At 59.7% G+C, this 23,864-nt stretch carries 20 protein-coding genes; 4 read left to right on the forward strand and 16 right to left on the reverse strand.

The window, feature by feature from the left end; genetic code table 11:
• Nucleotides 1–435 precede the first annotated feature (435 nt).
• The 3 genes from mobC to AC2FLX_RS08010 are packed head-to-tail and all read left to right on the forward strand — an operon-like array spanning nucleotide 436 to nucleotide 5,336.
• Nucleotides 436–1,053 carry a plasmid mobilization relaxosome protein MobC gene (mobC, locus tag AC2FLX_RS08000; protein WP_496810149.1) on the forward strand — a complete coding sequence of 206 codons (618 nt, stop codon included), beginning with the start codon at nucleotides 436–438 and terminating at the stop codon, nucleotides 1,051–1,053.
• Nucleotides 1,040–3,388, forward strand: a complete 2,349-nt coding sequence (locus AC2FLX_RS08005) for a relaxase/mobilization nuclease domain-containing protein (protein ID WP_496810150.1) — start codon at nucleotides 1,040–1,042, stop codon at nucleotides 3,386–3,388. The genes mobC and AC2FLX_RS08005 overlap by 14 nt, the downstream gene beginning before the upstream one ends.
• Complete coding sequence (locus AC2FLX_RS08010) at nucleotides 3,381–5,336, forward strand: type IV secretory system conjugative DNA transfer family protein (RefSeq protein ID WP_496810151.1); 1,956 nt, start codon at nucleotides 3,381–3,383, stop codon at nucleotides 5,334–5,336. Before AC2FLX_RS08005 ends, AC2FLX_RS08010 begins: the two co-directional genes overlap by 8 nt.
• Nucleotides 5,337–5,429: 93 nt before the next feature.
• Here the strand turns inward: AC2FLX_RS08010 and AC2FLX_RS08015 are convergent, their stop codons facing one another.
• The 16 genes from AC2FLX_RS08015 to AC2FLX_RS08090 form a co-directional block, all read right to left on the reverse strand.
• Complete coding sequence (locus tag AC2FLX_RS08015; RefSeq protein ID WP_496810152.1) at nucleotides 5,430–6,893, reverse strand: hypothetical protein; 1,464 nt, start codon at nucleotides 6,891–6,893, stop codon at nucleotides 5,430–5,432.
• 3 nt (nucleotides 6,894–6,896) lie between these two features.
• Nucleotides 6,897–11,765 (reverse strand): AAA domain-containing protein, encoded by a 4,869-nt coding sequence (locus AC2FLX_RS08020; protein WP_496810153.1) that lies wholly within the window; start codon nucleotides 11,763–11,765, stop codon nucleotides 6,897–6,899.
• A gap of 335 nt (nucleotides 11,766–12,100) precedes the next feature.
• Nucleotides 12,101–13,129 carry a TrbL/VirB6 family protein gene (locus AC2FLX_RS08025; protein ID WP_496810154.1) on the reverse strand — a complete coding sequence of 343 codons (1,029 nt, stop codon included), beginning with the start codon at nucleotides 13,127–13,129 and terminating at the stop codon, nucleotides 12,101–12,103.
• Complete coding sequence (locus tag AC2FLX_RS08030; RefSeq protein WP_496810155.1) at nucleotides 13,129–13,548, reverse strand: hypothetical protein; 420 nt, start codon at nucleotides 13,546–13,548, stop codon at nucleotides 13,129–13,131. The genes AC2FLX_RS08025 and AC2FLX_RS08030 overlap by 1 nt, the downstream gene beginning before the upstream one ends.
• 15 nt (nucleotides 13,549–13,563) lie before the next feature.
• Entirely contained in the window at nucleotides 13,564–14,598 is a 1,035-nt protein-coding gene (locus AC2FLX_RS08035; protein ID WP_009574167.1) for an ATPase, T2SS/T4P/T4SS family, read from the reverse strand.
• Nucleotide 14,599: 1 nt separating this feature from the next.
• Complete coding sequence (locus tag AC2FLX_RS08040; RefSeq protein WP_496810156.1) at nucleotides 14,600–15,925, reverse strand: TraB/TrbI/VirB10 family type IV secretion system protein; 1,326 nt, start codon at nucleotides 15,923–15,925, stop codon at nucleotides 14,600–14,602.
• Nucleotides 15,922–16,623: a TrbG/VirB9 family P-type conjugative transfer protein gene (locus AC2FLX_RS08045; protein ID WP_496810157.1), complete on the reverse strand. Its 702-nt coding sequence runs from the start codon at nucleotides 16,621–16,623 to the stop codon at nucleotides 15,922–15,924. Before AC2FLX_RS08045 ends, AC2FLX_RS08040 begins: the two co-directional genes overlap by 4 nt.
• Nucleotides 16,620–17,267 (reverse strand): VirB8 family type IV secretion system protein, encoded by a 648-nt coding sequence (locus tag AC2FLX_RS08050; RefSeq protein WP_496810158.1) that lies wholly within the window; start codon nucleotides 17,265–17,267, stop codon nucleotides 16,620–16,622. The genes AC2FLX_RS08045 and AC2FLX_RS08050 overlap by 4 nt, the downstream gene beginning before the upstream one ends.
• Before the next feature lie 14 nt (nucleotides 17,268–17,281).
• On the reverse strand, nucleotides 17,282–18,079 hold the full coding sequence (locus AC2FLX_RS08055) for a type IV secretion system protein (protein ID WP_008336087.1): 798 nt from the start codon (nucleotides 18,077–18,079) through the stop codon (nucleotides 17,282–17,284).
• A complete protein-coding gene (locus AC2FLX_RS08060; protein ID WP_496810159.1) occupies nucleotides 18,076–19,242 on the reverse strand; it encodes a lytic transglycosylase domain-containing protein in 1,167 nt (388 codons plus the stop codon). Before AC2FLX_RS08060 ends, AC2FLX_RS08055 begins: the two co-directional genes overlap by 4 nt.
• A gap of 4 nt (nucleotides 19,243–19,246) precedes the next feature.
• Nucleotides 19,247–19,462 (reverse strand): hypothetical protein, encoded by a 216-nt coding sequence (locus AC2FLX_RS08065; protein ID WP_496810160.1) that lies wholly within the window; start codon nucleotides 19,460–19,462, stop codon nucleotides 19,247–19,249.
• Nucleotides 19,459–21,843, reverse strand: a complete 2,385-nt coding sequence (locus AC2FLX_RS08070) for a VirB4 family type IV secretion/conjugal transfer ATPase (protein ID WP_496810161.1) — start codon at nucleotides 21,841–21,843, stop codon at nucleotides 19,459–19,461. Before AC2FLX_RS08070 ends, AC2FLX_RS08065 begins: the two co-directional genes overlap by 4 nt.
• Nucleotides 21,833–22,111: a VirB3 family type IV secretion system protein gene (locus tag AC2FLX_RS08075; protein ID WP_009574151.1), complete on the reverse strand. Its 279-nt coding sequence runs from the start codon at nucleotides 22,109–22,111 to the stop codon at nucleotides 21,833–21,835. Before AC2FLX_RS08075 ends, AC2FLX_RS08070 begins: the two co-directional genes overlap by 11 nt.
• Nucleotides 22,112–22,132: 21 nt before the next feature.
• Complete coding sequence (locus AC2FLX_RS08080; RefSeq protein ID WP_054540759.1) at nucleotides 22,133–22,423, reverse strand: TrbC/VirB2 family protein; 291 nt, start codon at nucleotides 22,421–22,423, stop codon at nucleotides 22,133–22,135.
• Nucleotides 22,420–23,103, reverse strand: coding sequence for a lytic transglycosylase domain-containing protein (locus AC2FLX_RS08085; RefSeq protein ID WP_029375161.1), 684 nt, complete (start codon nucleotides 23,101–23,103; stop codon nucleotides 22,420–22,422). Before AC2FLX_RS08085 ends, AC2FLX_RS08080 begins: the two co-directional genes overlap by 4 nt.
• Nucleotides 23,060–23,386 (reverse strand): hypothetical protein, encoded by a 327-nt coding sequence (locus tag AC2FLX_RS08090; RefSeq protein ID WP_010138156.1) that lies wholly within the window; start codon nucleotides 23,384–23,386, stop codon nucleotides 23,060–23,062. Before AC2FLX_RS08090 ends, AC2FLX_RS08085 begins: the two co-directional genes overlap by 44 nt.
• 194 nt (nucleotides 23,387–23,580) lie before the next feature.
• Here AC2FLX_RS08090 and AC2FLX_RS08095 point away from each other — a divergent pair, with 194 nt between their 5' ends.
• Complete coding sequence (locus AC2FLX_RS08095) at nucleotides 23,581–23,859, forward strand: hypothetical protein (RefSeq protein WP_425427248.1); 279 nt, start codon at nucleotides 23,581–23,583, stop codon at nucleotides 23,857–23,859.
• Nucleotides 23,860–23,864: the final 5 nt, after the last annotated feature.

Below are 23,864 nucleotides of genomic sequence, written 5' to 3' on the forward strand. Positions count from 1 at the left end.
GATGCGACCCGCGTTTGGCATGCAGCGGGCGGCGTTGTGCGATGACCGTGCGACGTCTGCCGTGGCGCCTTCAGCATTCGTCGCGGGGCACGACACACCATCCAAATGTCGGGATGCGCTCGGCGATGTACTGCGGACGGAATGCAGGTGACGGATAGCGCGCTCCAGACGACGGGAGGCAGTCTCGCGTATGTCGTTCTGCGGGTGACGCGAGACGGTCAGCACGAAGCAAAACCCGTCTTGCGGGGTGCAAGAGACGGGGCGCGAAAGACGCGATGCGCGATGCGGAGACCGCATCGCGGGGTGCAATGAGCGCGACGCGCCATCCATTTGACAAAGGACGGGAAATCGCCTCTGCAGGGCGATTTTCTACATTGAGTACAAGCCCTTATGGCCGACTCCACTTGCGTTGGGAGTCGGCGGGCTTGTACGAAGTTGGCAAGAAATAGGAACGTTAACTTCAAAATGCCCCGCCGTCGTAGACTGTCAGAGATCGAGCGATCGACCATCGCCCAGGACCGCCGGAACGGCGTCTCCGCGGCGTCATTGGCCGCGCGCTACGATGTCAGCCTGAAGACGATCTACAACGTGGTGAACCACCGGGATGAGCGTCAGACAGCGAACGGCAGCCGATCGCGGGTTGTGGGGATCCGGGTCTCGGACGACGACCTGCGCCGGTTCGACGCGGCGCTGTCGCGGCGTGGGATTGCGCACCGCTCGGATGCAATGCGCCGCCTGATGCTGGCGGCCGAAGGTGTCTTCCTGCCTGACGACGAGATGTGTGACGAGTTGCGCAGCCTCGGCGCCGCGCTCAACCGGGTCGGCAACAACGTGAACCAGATCGCGCGACGTCTGAACGAGGCCAAGGTGCGGGGCGAGAGACTGTCCTACCCGGCCTCAAGTCACCGTGACGTCCGCGCCCTTGCGGGTCTGGTCTTCGATCTGGCCGACCAGGTCCAGGAGATGTCGCGTGCGCGGCGCAGCCTGCTGGACCTTGAGATCAGCTCTGCCCTGGCGGGCCTCGCCGAGAGGGATGAGAATGGCGCGGAGTGACCGGGTCCGTGGCATCGACCCGGCGCTATTTGACCGCGGCTGGAGCCGGGTTTCGGGATCCTGGCAGGGGCTTTCCAAGGGCGCGCAGATGGTTCGGGCCGCGCGCGGCTATTCGCCAGCGATCTTCAAGGCTATCTCGAAAGGGGGCTGCCACACCGGGGCGCAGCTACGGGCGCAGCTCACATATCTCACGACGAAGTCGACCCGTATCCTCGACAGTCGCGGCACCCATGACGGGAAGAAGCAGCTCTCGGAAGCCGAGATCAACCGAGTGGCGCGGCGGTTCGAGAACCAGTGGAACGAGCGCTACAGCCCCAAGCTTGGCCATACGTCGCATCTGCTGATGGCATTCCCGGTTGGAACCAGCGGCGAGGAGGTGCGCGATATCACCCAGGCGGTCTGCGAGAAGTTCTTTCAAGGTGAGGGGTCGCAATTCGACTATATTGCTGCAATACACCAAGATCGCGCGCATCCACATGCGCATATCGTTCTGAATCGCCGCAGCAAGGATGGCGAAATGTTCTTTCTCGGGAAGGATCATCACTTCAACTACGACGCCTTTCGCGAGGCGATGGTCGAGGCGGCCCAAGTTCATGGGATCCGCCTTGAGGCGACGCGCCGTCTGGATCGCGGCGTCACGACCTACCGCGCCGAGATCGATGAAATCTACAAGGCCCGCGACGAGGGCCGTCCCCCAGTCGAGCGCCAGCGAACCGGCGCTGACCTGGCGGCCGCTCTGGAAACCGTCAGGCACAACGCGTTGATATACCGCGGGCTCGCGGCGGAGGCGTCACGCTCGAATTTCGACGACGTGTCCGAGGCGCTCGAGAGGGCCAGCACCATCCTTGCCAGTGGTGGTCAGATTCAATCTGACGGAGCCATCTACATGTCCCAAGACGAAGCAGCGTTCGACACGCTGATCACCGAGTTTTCTCAGAACATTCGCCAGATCGAGGCGGCGATCGACAGGGCGCCGGCGGCCGAGAGGCCGGTGATCGAGCGCAAGCTGACCGACGTTCTGGCCTCGGTCGCGCATTTGAACCCGCTTGGGGATCGCTCCGCCGCCCTGGTCGATGCCCCGTCCCGGGACGGCATCTATGCAATGCCGAACTTAAGTGAAGATCACCTCGCGCGTCTTGACGATGGCGAGGTGGCACCAAAACTGGCCGAGGCGTTGCAAGGCACAGGCATCGATGCCGAGGCTGTGGCCGCGCGCCTGCGGGAGGGGGCAGGCAATGCCGCATTGGAACGCCAGTGGCTGGCACAGGATCTTCAGGCGATTGCCAAAGAAGGTGGCCTCGATCTGGAGAAATCTGCGGACCGGGAAGAAGCGCTCGACCTGCTGGAAGCCACGCATGTTCGGTTGGGCGATGTTCTGACCGATGTACGCGTCCTGCGTGCGCCAACCGACGTCGACGAGGTGGATGACGCTGAGGAAGTGCTCGGTGAGCGGTTGGCGGCACCAGGGGGTGATCTCGTGAAGGACGGGCTCGACATTTTTGCCCCATCGGAGCGGCAGGCGTTCAGGGCGCTGGTGGCGCAGTTCCGCCGGACGGATTTCGATCATCCGTTCTCCGACGACCCGTCTGTAAGGCGGGCCGGCGCCGTGGAGGTTGAAGAGGCCCGCGTCGCGTTCGGCGCCTATGCGCAGAGATCTCCGCAGCATGCCGAATTGGCCTCGATGGCTTGGGAACAGATGACTGACAGTCGAATGCCGCCGCAATATGCGGTATCGGAGCAGGACCGCACGCTTCATGCTGGCGACATGGACCTCGCCTTGCGGGATCCTTCGGATCATTTCGGTCCGATTACCGAAGAGCTCCGCACCCTCGCCCGCTATCGCACGGAGATGCCGGATGATGAATTCGGGCAGGCCGTCCAGGACGAAATCAATCACCTTCGTTCGCTCGGCGCGTCGCGTGCCTATATCAGCGAGCGCAGTTTCGAGATCGAGGACCAGGCGCGACAAGACTACGCCGAGCGCCGGTATCTGGAAGAGACAGCGCCAACCGTCATGGCCTTTGTGCGAAACGCCGACGTCGAGGGCCCGCTCTCCGAGTCAGAGCAGCAGGGCATCGTCCGGCAGATAAACGAGCGACTAAGCCCCGACGCAATCGACGCGCTGCGGGCCGGAAACGCGGACGTCCTGGACACATTCACCGAGGATCCGCTGCGCCAGCTGGAACTCGCCAAGACCTATCTTCAAAGCAGCGAGGTCACCGCGCATGGCCCGGCCATGGAGCGCGTTCTCGATGCTTTGGCCGAAGAGCAGATCGAGGCGCAGCGCGCGCGCCACGCCGCGGCACATGGTGAGAAGGGGATCACCCATGGATAAAGGCAAGATTGCCTTAGGAGTGTTGAGCCTCGTGCTGGTCGGTCTCGCCATGGGCTATGTCGTGGCGACCGGCTTTGTCATGTTCCGCTATGGGATTTCTCCTACGCGTTTCGACGTCACCCTGCTTGCCCGCGAATATCGGGGTCTGTCTCAGTCCGCACCAAAAGACTTCCTCTGGGTGAACCTCATCCTTGGCGGCTTCGGCCTGGCATCGCTGATGCTGAGCGTCACGCTTCTGGGGGATGCATTGACCCGCTTCGGGACGACGCATTGGCAGACGCGCAGCGAGATGAAGAGGAACGGTTTCTTTGCCAAGCCCGGCGGCGGCTTCCTTCTGGGCAAGCTCGGCTCCCCGAAATCCAAGCGCCCGTTCCTAGTCTCAAAAACCTTCCCCCACGCGCTGATCGTGGCGCCTACAGGCCGGGGCAAGGGCGTGGGGTTCGTGATCCCGAACCTGCTGACCTACAAGGGCTCCGCCGTGGTGCTCGACGTGAAAGGCGAGAACTTCCGCGAGACCTCGCGCTTCCGCGCCAGCATGGGGGACAAGGTTTTCCGCTTCGCGCCGACCGACTGGGACCGACCGACACATCGCTATAATCCGCTGGCGCGCATTGCTGCCATGACCAACCCCGACCGGCAGCAGATGGAGCTTAAACTCACCGCGAAGCTCTTTCTGCAGACCGACAATGAAAAGCTGAGCGGGCTTTTGGCCGGGGGTATCGACCTCTTCGTGGCGGCCGGCCTTCTGGCCTTCGAGCGCGGCGTGCCGACCATCGGCGAGATCTATCGCATCACAGCCTCGGGGGGCGACAAGCAGAAGGAATACCTGAAGCGTTCACAGGAGGTGAAGAACAAGTCGGCCAAACTGATCTTCGAGCGTATGGCATCGACCAACAACGACACCCTCACTTCCTACCTCTCCCTCCTGATGACATCGGGCCTCGACACTTGGGACAACCGCGCGATTGACGCGGCCACCGCGACCTCTGACTTCTCATTCCGGGATATCCGCCGCCGCCCGCATGCGATCTATCTCGTGGTCGAGTCAGAGATGATCCGCCCGCTGGCTCCGCTGATCCGCCTCTTCTTCTCGGACCTGATCGCCTCGCTGCAGGCTCAGGAACCTGGAGACGACGAGCCTTGGCCCGTCATGATCATGCTCGACGAGTTCGACCGGCTCGGCAAAATGCCGATCGTCGCCGAGAGCATCAAGACGCTGCGCTCCTTCGGCGGCAACCTCGCCATCGTCACCCAGACGATCCCCGCGCTGGACGAGATCTATGGTGAGAACACCCGCAGGTCGCTTCAGGGCGGCGCAGGTGTGAAGCTCTACCTCACACCGTCCGAGCAGAAGACCATCGAGGAGTTAAGCCAGGCCGTCGGCAAGACCACCAAGCGCGTGGTGACCCGGTCACGCGCGGTCGGGCGCAATCCGTTTGAGGGGCGCAGCGTTTCGGAGAGGACAGAAGATACCCCGCTTCTGACAGAGGATGAGGCCCGGCGCATGGACCTCGACGAGGTCATCCTTGTGATCGACGCGCAAATGCCGATCCGGGCTAGAAGGGTGAAGTATTTCGAGGACCCGGCTTTGAAGGTGCTGCACGCCGGTCAGTCGGGGAGTTTCCCGTATCCGGACGAGGACGGGCTGCGGCGGGATCGGCAGATGTCTGAGACCCGGGAAACGGTGGAGAGGTTGAAGCAAGAACTGCAGGAAGTGCGGGCGGCTGCGGGACCGCGGGAAGTCGGCCACAATGCGCCTAACGCATCGAAAACTGACCCTGTCAGCGCAGCGAAGGCCCGCGGCCGCGCGGCTCGTGCTGCTGCAAGCGGAGGTGGCCAAGGTCGGCTGAGTGTTGATTTGAATGGCTTAGGGATAAACAACTTGGACGCATCAGCACTCGCTTCGGCGGTGCAGACGACACGCATGATCATCAACGAACATGCCTAGCTGGTTGATTCTACATTTATCGCCTAAATCCGGTGAAACTAGTTGCGCCGACTTTTGCGATATCGGTTCAACTAGATCGCCGCACATCATTCATTAACGTCGTGTCGCGATGGAGACTCGACGTGCAGCTTCTACGGCTCCGTTCGGTCCGCCTTGTGCCCGCCAATCGCTGTCGGAGGATTGGTCAATCTTTTGTCGAAGGATCGTGACAACGCGCTCTACGAAAGTGGGGTCGGTGGTGGCGATTCCGACAGGTATGGGAATGGGTGATCTATCGGTGGACAAATGAGCGACCGCGATAGCCCAACGCCCAGGTAGCGTGACCAGTTCAAGAGCCTGAGGCAACTCCTCGCCGACTCCTGGCGCAAGTACGGCCACTGTGCTTCGAGACGTTGTAGAAAGCAAAGCCGCCCCAAATGGGCCCGTCTGGCGCTCTAGGTCCCAGGACCTTACCACTTCTCGCTCACTGCCCTTACGCAATCGGAATATTGCGGTTACGAGCCCCATTTTGTCGTTCTTGCCTCGATTTCTCTGCGATAGCTGCGATGCCGCAGAGTCGATGTCTGCATCCAGATGCCATGCTTCCCCTTCCGGTGGGGACCAAAGCACGATCCCCGCGTCCGAGGCGTTTGGATCGAAATCGTTGGAGTAGCTATCGTCATCAAGATCAGATTCTACAGGGAAAATGTTTCGCATGATGATGGATGGAACGGTTTCCGAAACCAGGATCGACCTGTCCGGCGGGACAAGTTCGCCTAATCTCGCTTGGCGTGCCCAAGATACTGGATCAAGTGCAGGCGCGCCCGGCAAAGAAACAATCTCTCGTGCGATCCAGTTAAGCGCTTCATTTCCGTCATCTGGAGCAAGTGCTGTAGAAACAGTTTCCCGAAATCTTTCTGCGCAAGCTTCTCTACGTGAGGCAGAGGTTAGACTTCCAAGTTCGATATTCGAGACGTCAATATATGCGGCATTGGAGGCCGGGGCGAGTGTGACGGGTGCCTTGATAACTGCTGTTTCTTTTCCCAATGGGGCGACGTTTACCACACGTGCCAAAGCATCCCCGCGGTTACTGTCACGCTCCCGCGTCCTCCAAGCCCAGAAGCTTTCACGAAATGCTTCTGCGGCTTCTGGACGACCGTCTTCGCGAACTTCGCGAGGTGTCATGCGGCGCATCCATGGTTTTGCACGGCCACGAGGCGCTTCAGCGAATGCAGTTTCCTCGAATGCAAGTGTCGCTACGGCTTTCTCGCGCCTTTGGCCTTCGGCATTTGGATCTACAGCTTGTTTTCCTGTTTCCGTGAGCATTAGATCTGGTCCGCTCCTGCGCACCAAATATTGGCTTAGCAACTCTGCCGCGACCACATCGAACTCTCCTACTGAAAGCCCCAAGTAACGCGCGAGCGAAGATTCACTTAGCCGACCAGTTACATGGAGCGCTCTAAGACAGGCTTCTGCTGGGGCCTCAAGTTTCGGTTTTTGCCGCAGGATCGCCTCTATCCGATACCTGCGCACTGGAACCTCTAGCGCCAGATTGGCAATTCTTACGTCATCACTCATTGTTTACTCCGCAGCAAGCGTCTTGTTTTTAAGTGGCGCTACTCTTTCACTGAATTCAGGGTGTGAAAGCGCCAACGCGAGTTTGCTGTCTGACGTTGCAAACATTCGCTGTGATCCGAAAACAACGAGACGTTCTTTTGCTCGGCTCAGGGCAACATTGATCCGGTTTTCCTTTCTCAGGAAGCCAATACTGCCTCTTGGATTGTCGCGAACGAGTGAGACAAGGACAATAGAGTTTTCTTTGCCCTGATAGCTGTCAACTGTGCCTATCTTGATCTGATCACGCCATCGTCGACTCAATGATGATGACGCCACGCGGCGCCTAATTGCTACCGCTTGATCAGCATACATCGCTATTACGCCGATGAACGCCTCGCTTACGCCGCTTGTTTCGTGATCATCTAGGAGACGGCGTCCTGCGTTGGATGTAGCAAGACGTTCCAGGCTCTCAACGATGTCCTCGATTTCAGCTTCATTTCTTACACGTCCAGCATCTGAAATTTCGGAGCCGGCAACGTCGACCCACGATAGTTCCTGATCAAACGGCCATGGCAAGTTCGACCAATCGGATTTAGGTTCTTCACGCCCAGTATTCAGTTTTCCTTCATAAAAGACATCAGATACAAGTCTCCCAATACGAGGCGCCATGCGATATTGGATGTCGAGTAGAGCAGAGGCTGATTTCCCATACGGACTATCAAACGCTCGAGCAAAGTCGCTTCTCGCCAACTCAGCTTCATCGATCTTGAGCTCTTCGGCCGTGAGGCGTGTAGCTTCTGGGTCAAGGAATGGCTCTAGCTGTTTCTGATCTCCCACCAAAAGAACTTTTCGAGCGGTGCCCAGGGGGATCGCAAGCTCACTGCCCTGCGCCCTAGCAGCTTCATCGACGACGACTAGGTCGAATGCTTGTGTGCTGAGCCCAAGTTTTTCATCACCGAGGCCGACGCAAGTTCCACAAACCAACCTTCTTGTCCGCACGAAAACTGGTTCAAGGGCTCCCCGACGGCCTAGAGCCTCCTCGTACTCGTTTGCCGCCTCGAATAGCTTCAATATAAGGCCTGCAGCATCCTTTCTACGAACGTCGTGGCGCCTAGCTGCGTCTTCCAGGGCGCGCACTCGCAGTAGTCTCGTGTCGGCCGCGATCTCTGGTGCAATCCCAAGTGTTTCACATTGACGCTCCAATACCCCGCGCATTCTCTGGAGTAGATCTATGTCCGCATTGTCCTTTGCCGCTTCTAGAGCTGTCACGCTCTCCGCTGTAGCAACGACACCTTTTAAGATTTTCGCGCACTCCCGCACGAATCTGGGTTCAATGCCAAGGGGCGCAGCAAGTGCCGCCACTCGTTCAGCGCGTTCGGCAGCGAATTTTTCTCGTACTCTCTCTTGTAGAGCGAACGCATGAGCATCCTTCAGGGCTGCATCAACCCTCTCGGCGTTGGACGCGATCCGAATCAAATCAATCTGCTCACCTCGGTCGCGAAAGAGATCAATTACACGAGCAGCTGCCCCGTCGACCGCTTCGTGTGTTTGCGCTGTCAGAAGTACGTTTTTCGCCCCACCAACGGTAAGCGCATGATGCACGAAGGCCGCTATGAACTTTGTTTTTCCCGTTCCTGGCGGCCCCTGAAGGTAACTAACTGGTCCGCGCCGCCAAAGAAGATCTAAGGCGTCTCTTTGGGGTGCATTTAGACCATAGTCGGTCGCCTTCGGTCCAGTGGTTGCGGTTTCTCCAAGTGTATCAGGCGCGTTCTCAGAGAAGTATGAAGGCAGTAAAGGAATTTGCGGTGCTTCCGCGATTTTGATAAGTGCAGCGGTTCTGCGCCGTATGTTCGACAATTCGCCCATATTGCGAAATTCCAATCGGTCACCCTCACGGATCCAAGGTGTATTACGCTCCACTGAAATAGTGATAACACCTTCGCCGCTACGATTTTTGTCGAATTTCCCGGCAGCACGATCCCTAACGTAGACGATTGATCCATCTTCGATTCGAGCCGGGTCAACGGAGAATTCGACTTCGACCTTGAAAAGTCCATTTGGCCCGCTCACCCGTTCTGGTTTGGAGAGTGCTGTTGCTGATGGCCAAGTCTCGGCTTCTGCTTTCAACGCCGTTTCCCAAGTCTTCAAAGGGTTCAAAACAACACGTTTGCTGTTAATAGCAGTTACTTGGGTAAGTTTGTTTTCCTCGACGTATTGGTCTACTTCTCTATTCCCCGACGCATTCTTTAGGGAAAGTATTGGCCTCTTTCGATCGGCGCCAAGCTTTTGCGGAGAAATCGAAAGGCGTTCAAAACCAGATAGACTTTCGAGGAAGCTCCAGCCTTCCAAACCTATTGATGCGTTCCCGATGAGGCGCACTTCAATTCGTTCACCATGTCGGCCAGCAATCGCCTCTAGACCTGGGGTCACAGCCTTGCAGAATGCCTTGCAAGGTGCACCGGTAGTCTGATCGAATTCAACAACCGCTGCCACTCCAGAACCGACTAATGTAGCCCGCGGCGCTCCCGCCCTTGGGTCTCTGCTGCCGTCGTCAAAAAGTACTCGGAATCCGCCATCCTCAGCAGCTAACTCCTCGCCGTCAGAAAGCCCGCTCGCAAAGACAGGTCTTCTTTCTGTTTCGATGCTATTCGGTGGCGCCAAAAGGGAATCTATGTCAGCTAGCGAAATTTCACGCCAATGCGGCAGGTCTCCTGAAGCCGTTTCCGCCGCAAACGCCTGTGCGGCGGCAATTAAATCCTGACTTGCCTTACTACCCTTCGATAACTCGAGAACGATTTTGCCGAGGGCGCTTCGGTCGCGCAAAAATGGATCTGCCTCGTCACCACCGTAAGCTACGTTCTCACGGGGGCCTGCCTCCGTTGTTGAAAAATCTAGCCAGTCGATTAATCGGAGTTCAGGTTCACGCTCGATATCGCTGATGTTTTTGTCTAGGCCACTGACAAGGATGTTGGAGGGTGATAGATCGCCGTGCGCTAATCCAAGATCATGTGCTTTAAGAACGGTCCAAGCCAGTTTACGTGTGAGGCGCGCAATTCCGTCCTCGTCAAGGTCAGCAATGATGTCAGAGATATCGGGGAGTCGCTTTCCAGAAATCTCTTCGACGCAAAGAAAAGGTCCGTATGCGTCGATCGAACATTCAATGATCCTTGGAGCAATAGACGGTGGGAGTATTGAGAGTGCAGCGCCGCGGCGAACGAAATCGAGTACACTTCGTTCTTGTCCTGATGGCGGTGCCAACCACAGACGTGCACGCGCGGATGCTCCAGTTGTCCGCTTTGTCCGCCATTCCATGACGCCTGGGCGTGAAGTATTAAATACTTCATTCTGCGGATAGTCTTGCATGCACGGTGTTGTTCTTTTGTACGGCGCTAGAATATCAGTCGGACGCTCTTCACGATCGCTGGCAAGAGCGGCAACAAGTTCCGCATGTGCATCTGCGCAAGTGGCGAATCTTTGAGCCTGTTCGGGATCAAGTGCTTTCTCAAACCACTTGGCGAGTTCTGAACCTATTCCGGTTTTTGATTTCGTCTCATCGGAAAGAGCGAATACAGCACAATTGTCATCCAATTCATTTCTCGAAAGCGGCCCGAGAAGTATTTTTAGGCCGGCAAAAGCAAAAGCGTGCACATCTGAACGGAATACGTCAAATTCCTGTGCCTGATTTCTATCTTCTAAGTGCGGATCCATCACGCTGCAGCGAGCAAGGTTGGGTAAATGTCTTCCGGCCGTGCTTGTCTCAGGAACACGGGCTGCGCCTAGATTTGAAAGGCTGATTTTACGACGTTCGAGGTCAATCCAAACACTGTGTTCACCCAAATCACGGTGTGCAACCATAGCAGCGGCCAATGCCGCACCAGCACCCAATAGCGACTCTAGGAGATCCTTGCGTACGCTTATGGGGACGTCGTCTAAACTTCGGGCCAAGAATGCATCGAGACATATGTTGTCGGGATCGTTTTGGAATAGTTCCCAACGCCAAGCGCCTCCGTCGTTGAACGACTGTTTGAATGCCAGAGTAGGCGCATCCCGTCCGGTCTTATGCATACGGAGGAATGCCTGTACACCTGCTTCACGACCGACAAGTGTCTCTCGGTCGGCATCCACGATCGAGAGACCCTCTTCGGCGTCGAAGTCCCACAGCCTTAGGAGCCCAACGTCTCCATGCGCTTCGTCAGACTCGGCTTCGTATTGTTTCCACAGGCGAGCTTCAGAGATCGATTGATCTTTGGCTCGGTACCCGGCGTAAGTTATTTCGGCGATCGCAAAATCACGACCGACTGTGAAAAAGTTTCGTATCGGTTGATAGAGCTTTCCGTCCTTGTTTCCGAGGCCGCGCGGACGAGATTCAAATGGGGGTTTTCCGACAAGTTCATCAAAGCGTTTGGGATCTTTGGTCGAGGCAATAAAGGCTTCCAAACTAATAACGCGCCCTTTTCCACCTTCCTTTGCGTGTTTTGCAACATCCGAGAAGTCGGTAGAGTTTCTCGCAAAAACTACAGCATTTTGGACATATGGTGTCGGTGAAATTCCCGCTGCTTTCATCCTACTGCGAAGCGCATTATTTGCGTGGAAGAGCTTCAGAATTGGGTCGCCGCCGTCCATTGGCTGAGCCGATCGTCCGGGTTTTGCTTGGTACCAGAAACCCCGGCCTTGAGTTACAGTCCCAATCCAGTCTTTCACATCGATCATCAGGATGCGATCATCACATACTAGGATAAGGTCTACCTCTTGACCGGCATCCTTTCTCGGGTCTTTCACGAAGACATTCGCATAGCCGAACCAGTGAGCGGGTAATTCCGCTTTGAGGCGCTCAAGCGCTGCGACTTCCCTTGCATGTGGAGAGTTGCCCGACCATGAAGTGATCTTAGCCATTCCGCCCGCCTCTGTCGTATGTTGTCTTTTTCTGTCTTAGTCTTATGCCTACACCTTGGGTTCAGACTGAACAAGACAACCGCAGCCGGTATCGATTTGAGAGCGTCTCGCCTGTTGATCGATTGAGCCCACTCGAAATCTTTGGGTTCGCGAACAAGTTGGGTGAAAATTGACAATGATTTTAACGCCTTGGAAGATCAAGGCGACACCAAAACGCCAGAACGTCTTGGGGGTGATTGCAGGATTGTGCCACGAGCGGCTTTCGATGTGTGTGACGCTCATCGGCAGAAGGTGCTTTCAATGAAACTTTGCATTCTGCCTAGTGTCGGCCACCCCTAGCTACCAACCAAGCGCTTTGCGCGTTCGGCCATCCTAGTCACCTGTGTGCCGGCAGTTGCAACTGTTGCCCGGACAGCTGCTGGGGTCTGAACCACACCTCGCCCAAGCACCTCTCCAGTGGTCAATGCACCGATCCGCGACCTGCCCTTGACGCCGGCGGTATTGAAGAGCCCTCGCATGATCCCAGTCGATCCGGCGACAACGGCGGGCGCGGCTGCAACCATCAGGTTACCCGAGATACCGCGCACGATCAGGGGTGTTGCTGCGACGAAACCCTTCGCCAGAAAGACCATGACGAAGAACGGTACGAGCGCGCCGATGTTGGTTGCCGAGTTTGGGTCACCGAGTTGGGCCAGCAGCGAATTCGCCATGCCGACGACGGTCGAAAACATCGCTGCGATGACGATGGGGTAGAAAGCATAGCTGACCGTCGTCGAGACCCACCTATGGAAGAAATCCTTGGTCGCGTCGAAGAGCGACAGAGCGATCATGATCGGAGCGAGACCAAGCATGAGGGTCAGCATCATCTTGGCGAAGATGAGAACGATGCCGGTCATGAAGCCAAGGAGGCTCAGCAGCACCAGGCCAATGCCTCCGAGGATCGCGCCGGTCATCCAGTTCAGGTTGTTGCCGATCGCGTTCAGGTATTGGCTGAACTTTGTGATGAGATCATCAAATTCAGAGGCAAAATAGGTAGCGCCCGCTCCGCCGCCACCGACTGATGAGATGAGAGCGCCCGCAACATAGTCAAGCCCACCAATGACGGCATTCGCAACCGCGTTGAAGTTGGCCCAGTTGAAGGCGAACAGGCCAATCAAAGTCAGCTTTATCAGGTACCAGAAGAAGCTGGCCCCATCCATGCTGCGGAATTGGAAGGCCATGTTGATGCAGACGCCGATCAACGAAAGCGTAACCATCAGCAGGACGATCGTGCCGGTATTGCTGGCCACTGCCCCGAACTGGGACTCGGCCGCATCGACAAGGAACGCGTCTGCGGTTCCGACCATCCAGCTGACGACACCCATTACCAGTTATCTTGCGCTTCGCAGAGGTCCTGAACCTCTCTTGAAATATTATCTCGCTGTTCAGCGATTGAACGGCGGGCTTGGGTTTGTTCAGCCTGGGACATCGCTTGGAACCGTTCTTCGTATTCAGCTGACGCGGCGTCCCAAGCCGGGAAGCGAACGTCACAGTCGCAATCACCAGTTTCCTTGATTGCCTGCCATGACCTCAGTTCATAGAGATCCATCAAGGTCCGCGCCTTGTAGGCCTCCCTCGGATTGATTTCGTCCATCCAGGTCGGGCGCGCCGGACGATCGTTGCAGATCCGGTATTGTTGAGGCGACATATCGACCGTGAGATCGTTTGAGATCGGAGGCGAAGTCTGCGCCACAAGGGGGCCCGCCAAGGCGGCAAGCATGAGTGCGAGAATTGGTTTTCGCATCTGGGGGTTCCTTTCTTACTCAGCGGCAACGGAGGGGCTCTTGTTGCCTCTGCCGTCGACCGTGTCGAGGTTCAAATCTGTGGTTTGGCCCGGGAGAAAGAACTCGGTGATCCCGCGCGCGCCTTCATGGCGGCCTGCCTGAATGATCACGTCGATCGAGCCCTCAATATAATCGATCATGTCGGCGTAGGTCATTGGCACATCGGTTTTCAGGGCGGCGATGGCGAGGCGGCGAACAGCAAGTTGTGGGGTCTCGGCATGCAGCGTAGTCAGCGATCCACCGTGGCCGGTGTTGATTGCCTCGAGAAACGTCATCGCCTCGCGACCGCGGACTTCGCCTAGGACAATCCGGTCGGGTCGCATGCGAAGCGTTGAGGCCAAGAGCACATCGGCACTGCGGGCATCCGTGTCCCGGTCCGCGATCAACGTCACGGCATTGGGCTGCTCGGGGCGCAGCTCGGCCGCCTCCTCGATGGTGATGATCCGCTCTTCGGGCGGAATCAGCGAAAGGATCTTGCGCGCCGCAACCGTCTTGCCGGTCGACGTGCCACCCGAGACGATCATGTTGAGCTTGTTCTCGACGCAAAACCGCAGCGCGGCGCCGATGTCGCCGGATGTCACCACATCGCGCAGTGCGGCGTTACGTTCGCGGCGCAGGCCTTCGAGGCTGCGCTCCTTGCCATAGAGAAATCCGAGCCGGATCGCCTCTAGCGGCAGGGAGGAGAAAAACCGCAGTGATATTGAAAACCCGCCCTCGACTGCCGGCGGCTGGATCACCTGCGCGCGGATCGGGCGATCTCGATATAGGATCGAGACCGAGACGATAGGCTTCTTGGTGCTTAGCGTGGTCGAGGCGGCGGAGGCGATCTGGTTGCCGAGGTCCTTGATCTCGGTCTGGCTCAGCGGGCTGCCGAGACCTCGCATGAAGTGATCGCCCTGGAATTCGCCCCAGACTTGTCCGTCGGGATTGATGCAGATCTCGATCGTGTCGTCGCGCAGGACCTCGGGGCCGAAACGGTCGAGCGACGCTTCCAGATAACTTGCAGCCATGTCAGAAAATCTCGAGGTCACGATCAACCATGACCGTGATCCGTGTACCCTGATCGACATGTATCACTGGCCGGATCGCCAGATAGTCCTGCATCACGCTTTGCGTGCTATCGCGCAGGTCGGTGCCGACATCACTCGCAACATCGGCCGCCGCCTCGCTGTCGATTTGACCCGCTGCAGCCGCAGGCAGGGCGCCGATCAAGGAGATCAGCGCGGCGGAGCCGAAGCGTTGCGCGAAACGGGTGTCGACAAACCCGGTGGTGCCAGTACGGCCGAGTTCGTCTCCACCGAAGGCGCTGATCTGCACGGTCTGATTATCGGGCAAGATGATCCGGTCCCATGCCACCATGACGCGCGATTGGGCGAGTGCGACATCGGAGCGGTAGCGCCCGATCAGCCGCGCGCCGCGCGGGATCAGGATACGCGTTCCATCGAAAGAATGGACGTCTTCCGAGACGATGGCGCGGATCGCGCCGGGCAGTGTGCTGTCGAGGGCCGTCTCTGTCACAGCCTGAATCATGGTGCCCTGAACAACCGTGTTCGATGGGTTCGCGATCACTTCGGCACGTGTCACCTGTGCAGGTTGCGCGCCCGAACGAACAAAGGCTTCATCTGCATTCAAACGTGCGGCTTCCAGCGTGTTCTCCCTATCCGCACCCGCGCCCATCCCGGAGAACGCGATCATAGGAGACGCGATACGCTCTGCGCGGGCCTCGGCTTCGGCTGCGCGCCGCCTTTCGAGTTCGGCCAGCCGCAATTCTTCTTCACTTGGTCCCAATGAGGTCGGCTCTGGTGGCGCAAGCCTTGCAAGTTCCAAGTCCATTCGGAGCTGATCCAATTCGCGATCCCGCTCTGTCAGCTGCCGCTCGAGGGCACGCTGAGCCTCGGCGGATGCTTCCTGTAAGGTGGCAATTTGCGCCGTCAGGTCCGCAATCGCCTGCTCCGCCCCGCTATCCGCGGCCTCGGCCGGTCTTGCGCGCAGGTCCTCGAGTTCCGCTCTCAATGTCGCAAGACTTTCCATCAGCGCGAGTTCCGACTCGCTCGGACCTGTGTCCGCAGGCGGGGCTTGGCTGGGCTGCGGGGCAGAAATCGGCGCCAGATCTCCGAATCCGGGGCCGCTGGTCTGGAACTCCTCCGGCGCGGCGGTCGCCATTGGTGCTTCTGCTGACGGCTGCAGGGCAGCCCATGCCAGACCGCCTGCTGCCGCGATGCCGACGACCCCAAGGATCGCGGCAAGCGGCGCAGGCCGCTTGCTTGCCTTCGCTTTGCCTGTCGAGCCTTCGAGAGCCGCGAGGCGCGCGGCCAGGTCTTCCGTACCTTCGGTCATGATGTGGCCTGCCCTGCGTCCTGGACGCAAACCACCTCATCGCCAAGGCGAAGGACCCATTGTCGGTCGACGCCGGACACGCGGATGACGCCGTCACTCAAGGCCTGGCTGTTCACCGCGCGTTCCCTGCCGTTCGAATATCGGAAGATGGCGGGCACCGGCGCATTCCGTGCGAACCGGAAATACGTGAAGGTACCATCATCCCAGATGGCCGTCGGCGTGAACTCTTCTCGGGCGCTGACCGCATAGTTCGCGTTCGGCGCATCGGCCGCAACCGCCCTGGTGGGTTGCACGCGGTTTTCAGGATAGCGGAACTGCACGACATAATGCGGCGTCTCCCGGGCTTCGACGACATGGAAGTAGTAGGAGCGACGGTTGGTGTAGACGGTGATGTTGGTGGCGACGCCAGATGCTGTTGGCTTGATGGCGAAGGCACGGCCACCCGGGACACCGTCGAATTGAAACCCGACCGTATCGCCGGCGATGATCGAGCGGATGGTTTCACCCTCACCGAATTCGACTGTGGTGACGCGGGTCAGAGTCGTGACGACACGGTAAACTTGGCCTTCAGTCCAGGTCGCGACGCGCACGCGATTGTCATGAGAACCTGGACGGGGCGTAGTTTCGGCCAAAGCAGTCGTTCCCGCGAACGCGAGAATACTGGCGGCCAGCAGCGCAGAGATTGGAGTGCGGGTCATTCAGAACGGTCCGATCGGATAGCATATTGGGTGACGGTGAATCCGAAAGGGTTTTGCCAGACATCGTCGATCGCGCGGGTCCGCTCGGGCCGGAATTCGTACATCAACGTGGCAGTGAACGATCCATCCTGTACCCCCTGAGGGCTGGTCAGGCGCTTTCTGAGCCGCACCTGGGCGCGGTTCTCGCCAATAAGGGTGATCGATGCGATCTCAACGGCCATCTCGGCCGCAGCCCCGTAACGCGTCGGCGGATAGCTCTCCTGACCCGATGTCCACATCGCGCGCATGTTGGCCTCGGCTGATCCGGAAGACTGTGCGAGGACACGGCGGACACGAAGATCGTTGTCGAGCTGGTTGTAGGTCTCGCGGTCGAGAATGTAGCGGTAGATTTGCGCTTCGATCACGGCAGGCCGTTCGGAGAGCGACACGGTTTCAACCGTGGCATTGGGGAGCGCCATCCCGGTCGCGGGATCGTAGGGCACAACCACGGGAGGCGGCGTCTCGACCATCAGCGCGACAGCCGCAGCCGCCAAACAGCCGAATACGCCAAAACCTGCCCCGGAAATGCCGATCATCCGCCAAAGCTGTTCCCGGCGCAGGGCACCGTAGACAAGTTCCTCTTCCACGAGCTCGCGCGCAGTCATCACCCCTGCCCCACTCACGGCTCAAGGTCCGGCAAGGTGAAGTCCATGTAACGACGTTCTTCGGCGACGGTGGCGGCATCAACCACGCCTGCATTGCCTGCGCCGAGGGTCTGGATCGCTTCCAGCTCCCACATCCGGGTCATGGCGATGGCGAGTTCCGCCGTGACGCGTGTGTTATGATCCATCGAGGCTTTGAGATCTTCCATGTCCGGGATCATCTCGACCAGACGTTCCACCCGTTCGAGCGACTGTTCCGCCTCTGCGTGGCTGTTCTGCGCCGCCGCCGACATCACAGCACCTGTGGTTGCCCGCGTAGCCACGCCTTCGGCGCCCGGATTGCCGCTGGTGGCGATCTCGCGGAGTGAATCCTCGTCGAACCCGGCGCTTGCCAGCGCCTGTTCCATCTGCGTGCGCATGGGCCCGGCATTGGGCCCGATGAGAGCGCTCCAATCGCCCGCCTGGATGCCTCGGATCAGGCCGGGGATGTCTTCGAAGTTGGCCTCAAGCAAGGTGTCGAGGTCCCCGCCCATGGCAAGTCCGAGGATGCTGCGCGGCCCGGTGAGCGAGGCATACATCTCGTTCAGCTGATCGAGTTGGCTTTGCAGCATGTCCAGTTGCTCCAACGCATTGTCCAGAAGATCCGTTTGGATCCCGAAATCCTGCAGCATCTGTTGGAGCTGGCGGATTTCCTGAGCAATGTTCTGAGTGTCCACCGTGGGCACACCCTGTGCCGCGGCAGGTCCGGTGACATTGAGGGCGAGCGCGAGAGCAATGCTACCGGCGAAAAGGGAACGGGGCAGGCGCAGGTTCAACGCAGATCCTCCTGACTGAAATCCATGAATTGCCGCTCGGCAGCCTGGGCCGCCGCCAAGGCGATCTGTTCCGCACTGAGTGGCTCGGTTCGGGCGGCCTTGATCCGGGTCCGGATTGCGACCAGCCGGGCCAGTTCGGCCCGGGCATAGGTGTTGAGCGCGATGGCCTCGTGGAGATCCTCGGTCTCACCGATGCGGGTGATGATGTCCTGAACCCGCAGGGCTGCGGCCCGGACCGAAACCAGCGAATAATCGCCATAGACCCCGGCGCCATGGGCCGAGAGGCTGAAACTCGCGTTGGCGAGGAGCACAGGGTCGATGGTGCCGAGCGCATCGATGCCGCCTATGGCCGCGAGGTAGCTGTTGTACTGCTGCGGGATCACCACGACATAATGCTGGGTTTCCGCGAAAGGCGGCACACCGCCATAATCCTGCACATTGCCCGGCCCGGCGTTATAGGCGGCGAGCGCATGGATAATGTTGCCATCGAACATGTTCAGCATTTGTGCGAGGTATCGCGCACCGCCGGTGACCTGCAGATAGGGATCGTCGTAATAGGCCGGGTAGATCCCGAGATCGCCCGCGGTACCGGGCATGATCTGGGTAAGTCCGAAGGCCCCCACGGGTGAGCGTGCCCCGATCTGGAAACGGCTTTCCTGCCAGATCAGCGCCTGCAAGAGACAGCGCCATTGCACGAGCGAAAGACCTGCGCGGCCGACCCCGGACAGACTATGGGTGTCGCGTGCCGCGCGGATGATCAGCTCCTCGATCCCCTCCCGGGCATCGCCGAACATCCGCGCTGCCGCTGGATTGGCGTCCTCGGGCGCATAAAGACTGGCGGCCGCGCTTTCGACGTTGTCTACCGCCCCCTGCCCCGCCTCGAGCCCCGCCACGGTTCCGGCCACGTCTCCAGCGCCAAGCGACATGGCATCCATCAGCCCTTCGAGGGAGGCGAGTTGCTGGCGCTCGATTTCGGCCAGTTCCTCCTCGCGGCTTAGCCGGTCCTGCTGCAGTGCCAGGTCACGATCGGTCTGCTCAAGGATGGCCTGCCGCTCCGCGAAGAGGCGCAGGTCGAAGGTCGGCACGCCCTGGGCGATCGCTGGCCCCGCCGTGGGACCTGCCAGCGCAAAACCGATCATCGAGAGAGGAAGCCAGGTCCGCATTGGCTCAGCCGCCCGCCCCCAAGAGGACGAAATCGCAGGCCGTGTCGCGGCGCGTGACCTCCGCCCCCATGGTCGAGATCGTGGCGGTGGCGGTTCCTGTCTGCGCAGGAGCCACGCGAAAATTGAAGCAGTTGGCTTGCGGGGGGTTATGCTGCGCACAGGCTGTCAGGGTCAGGCCGAGCCCGAGCAGCACGACGCTGCGAATGATGGTACGGGTCATGTCACTCTCCAGAAATCAGGACGGTCGCGATAATCGGCGCCGACAAGTGCTTCGCCCTTCTCCATTCCGCCAAGGATGGTCACGAGCGGGCCGAGCGCGCTGAGATCGGCATCGATCACGACGGAACCACGGTCGTCGCGTACAAGTGCGAGCCGCGAGGCCGAGCCGACGCCCAGAAGCACGTCGAGCTCTTTCTCGGTCAGGCCGAGCATCGCGTAGTCAGCGGCGGACGCACGAATGTTGGGCAAGAGCACCTGCGTCGGCACCGCTTCCACGATGGTCTTGCCGGTGCGCGTGCGCTCGAGCTGGCTGGCATATTGTGTCATCATCACGACGACGGCGTTCTGCTTGCGGGCGGTCACCAGCCAGTTGCTGAGTCGCTCCGCAAAGTAGGCGTTGTCGAGGGCTTTCCATGCCTCGTCGATGACGATGATGGTGGGCTTGCGGTCCTCGATCACCCGCTCGACCCGGCGGAAGAGGTAGGACAGGACCGCCATGCGTTCCCGTTCGCTCTCGGAATCGAGGATGCCGGTGAGGTCAAAGCCCGCGACTTCGCCATCGATGCTGAAACTGTCCTCGGCATTGGCCCCGAAGATCCAGCCGTAGCGACCTTCGGCCGTCCATTCCTGCATACGCTCGAAGAGATCGCCCTCGTCATCGGTCGAGACCAGCAGCGAGGCGAAATCCGACCAGTTCCGCAGGCCCGCATGTCCTGCGCTCGCGTTCTGGCGTACGACCTCCTGCAATCGGTTGGTCTGAACCGGGGTCAGCGGTCGATCGCGCCGCTCCAAGAGGCTCGCGAGCCAATCAGCAAGCCATGCCTGGCCCCGCATGTCGATCTCGGTCTGGAGCGGATTGAGGCCCGTGGGCCGTCCGGCCCGCACGGTCGAATAGCTGCCGCCGAGCGCGCGGACGGCCATCTCCATCCCCGCGCGATAGTCGAATACGAAGACCCGCGCACCTGCCCGCCGTGCCATGGTCATCAGGAAAGCCGCCAGGACGGATTTGCCGGAGCCGGGACGGCCGAGGATCAGCGTGTGGCCTCCCGTGGGCTCGCGATCCGGCGCGCCCTGTTCGTGGAAGTTGAAGCGAAAACCGCTGCGCTCGGGTGTCGGAAAGAGCGTGATCGGCACGCCCCAGGGGACTTCCCGCCCGGTTTTGCCGAGCGGTGTGCGGTGGAAGGTGGCGAGATCGGCGAAGTTGTGGTTCGTGATCGCGGCCTTGCGGCTGCGCGCCCCGGTGTTCCCGGGATGCTGCGCCATGAAATGCGCCCGCGCCCCGAAGGCCTCCGAGATCAGGTTGATGCCGGAGGTGGCAGAGATGTTGCGGATTTCGGCCGCGATGTCGTCAAGCGCCGTCTGCGTGCGGGCATAGACGGCCACGGTCATGTGGTGCTCGCCGAAGATCAGGCGTTTGGATTCCAGATCGTCCTGCGCGAGTTCCAGTTCCTGGGCGAGACTGACAGCCCCGTCGTTGGCGGCCTGTATCAGCCGCAGCTGCCGCTTGATCCGGCCCGCCATGATGTTGGCGTTGATCGGCACAAAAGAGTGCGTGACCACCATGTCGACGGGCAGATTCAACTCGTCGAGCATCAGGCTATCGGTCTTGGCCGGGTAGTTCTTCACCGCAAAGATCGCCCCGAGCTTGTCGCCGACGGCACCGTCCGAGAGTGCGATGGTCGTGCCGCGGAAGGTGACGCGCGTATTGGCTACGTCCTCGGCGATCACACCGAGGCGCGACCGGGGGAAGAGCGGGTGCTCCTCGCCCGTGTTTAGTGAACCGAGGAAGCCCAGAAGCTCGCCGGTGCTTGCGGCCAGCAGGCGGGGCTTCAGCTCATCGAAGGAGGACAGCAGAAACCCCACAACCTCGTCGAGCTTGCGCAAGCGGCGGGTGGTGTCGGTCGCATGTCGCGAGCGAGACGCCCCAAGTCCGAACGGCAAGCGGCTGCCGGTCTCAGGTCGCTTCAGCACCGTCAGGGTCAGCGTCTTGTCGCGCAAACCCGCGCGGCCGAGATGCGCGTGCCATCGTTCGTCGACGGCAGCCGCAAACCCTTCGCCCGGAACGGGCGGCAGGGTCACATCGACCGCTTTCGACACCTTGTGCAGGTAGAAGGAGAACTCCGTCCCCACCTGCGCGACGATGCCAGCCAGCAACCCTCCGATCCGGTCGAGATGCCCGTCCTCGCTCGTGGTGCTGTTCACCCCTTCGAGGCGGATGCACTGCATCAGTTCGTTGCCGCGTGTCCGGATCGTTCGGTCGTTCACGAGGCTCACATAAGGCAGCATCATTGAGAGCCGCTTCTCGCCCTTGACCCATGCGGGTAGCGCGGTCAGCGGATCGATGGCGTTCTCAATCTCATCGGCAATTCCATCACGGGGCATAGCTGTCGCCTCCGTGCAGCTTGCGGTTCGTCGTGGGCGGGGTTTCCTGCAGGGTGATCACCAGGACATCGAGGAAGTTCGGATCCCAGTCCGCGGCCTTCCAGAGCGCCGGCCAGGCCAGCCCCGCGAAAACAGCCACCACCCAGCTCTGCACCCAGAGGAACAGAAGCGTCGAGCCGAAGAGCCAGACCATGGCGTACATGATCGGCAAGCCCATCAGCTTGGGTGGCCTGAGAAGGCCGATGAACACGCGGGACTGGTCAGCCATGGCCAAGAACTCCGGGATTGCTCAGGTGGTCCAGATGGCGGCGACGATGGTGGGTGCTGCGGCGATGCCCGCGATTGCAACCACGACCCAGAGCGCCTGACGGAAGTCGAGGATGCCAAAGAGCCAGGAAAGGAACACCCCGATCAGCGCAAGCGTTCCGATCACGATTCCCAAGGGGCCGGTGATCGCATCGACAATTCCTTGAAGCAGGGTCTGTACCGGCGAGAGGTCGATGCTCTGCGCAAGCGCTGGACCCGCCAGCACGATAAGGGCCATCGCGCCGAGCGCGACGATCGAAGGTCTCGATGTCATGAAAGATCTCCTCTGAGCCGCTCAAACACGGCAGTCACACGGGCCACATGCCCTTGGGTTTCTCGAAAAGGCGGGATGCCGCCGTGGCGTGTGACCGCCTCAGGGCCAGCGTTGTACGCCGCAAGGGCCAGAGAACCCTCACCGAACTGGTCGAGCATCATCAGCAAGTAGCGGGCTGATCCGTCGAGGTTCTGCGCAATGTCATGTGGGTCCACGCCGAGGTCGCGGGCGGTATCCGGCATAAGCTGGCCAAGGCCTATGGCACCGACAGGGCTACGTGCAGCCGGATTGTATGCGCTCTCGACTTCGATATTGGCCCGGTAAAGGAGCGCCCAATCAGTGACTGAAAGCCCTGCGCGACGCAGCGCACCATGCCCGGCATACCGCAGAGCCGTGGTCTCGATCGCATGGAGGATTTCTGGGGTGGCGCGGGCGGCGGATCGAGCCGGGATCGCTGTCTCGCTCGTTGCGTCAGGAACGCGAGGTTCTGCGAAGAGAAAAAGGCGCCCGTTTGCCTCTTGAGAAGTGGAAATCAATTGGCCGTCTGGGCCAACCGAAAAGATGAAACCGTCGGCCAGGGCCGGGGGCGCGGAACAAACGCCTGTACCCAAAGCAACGACGAGCGCAGTCGCGCGGTCAGCTGCCTTTGACCGGAGGCGCGGCGTGGCGCTCGCGGCCACCTTCTTCAAGTGGGATGCTAGCGGTCGTACAGCCCATGTCGGCCAGGAAACTGACAAGGCCAACGATGGTTTTGAAGTCGCGGAGCTTGAGGACGCTTCGGCTGGTGACGAGCATCTTATCGTCACGCCCATCAGTGGCGACGGCGCGGATGACCCACGAGCCGTACCAGCTGTTATGGCGCTTCTCTGCTCTCTCCTTGCAGACCACCTCAATGAGGTAGCCCTCGGCGAGCAAGCCGCGCAGTCCGTCTTCTGTAACCACATTCGGGGCTTCTTCTATCATGGCCTTCCCTTGGGTCCTTGTTCTGCCTGGGTGCAGTATCAGGCCCACGGGGTCGCAACACCGTGAGCGATACAAAACAACATTAGTGATAGCAAGACAATAATAACGTGTTGACGAAGTTCGCCTTGCTCCGATAACGGTGATAGCCGACAGAATGATAATCTTAAAGGCGGCAAAGGAGTTTTGCCCTGCGCTTGTTTATTGCGCGCAACGCACCGTTGCTGTTCGCGTTCCTGCTTGGAAGCATGCCGATAGCCGCGGCAGCAGATTGCGTACCTCCCGAACGACCGTTCTTGCCTCAGTCGCAAGAAGACATGCGTGCCTACGCCGATCTGATCAGAAGCGATTTCGAGACCTACATTGCCGATGTGCAGGACTACTTCCGTTGTCTCGACGCCGAGCGCGCTCGCGCCTTTGTTGAGGCGAGGGAGGTCAGTGATGACTACGCCAGGTTCCTGAATGCTCTCGAGTAAGCGAC

It is taken from the genome of Ruegeria sp. YKSF57, from assembly GCF_059612585.1.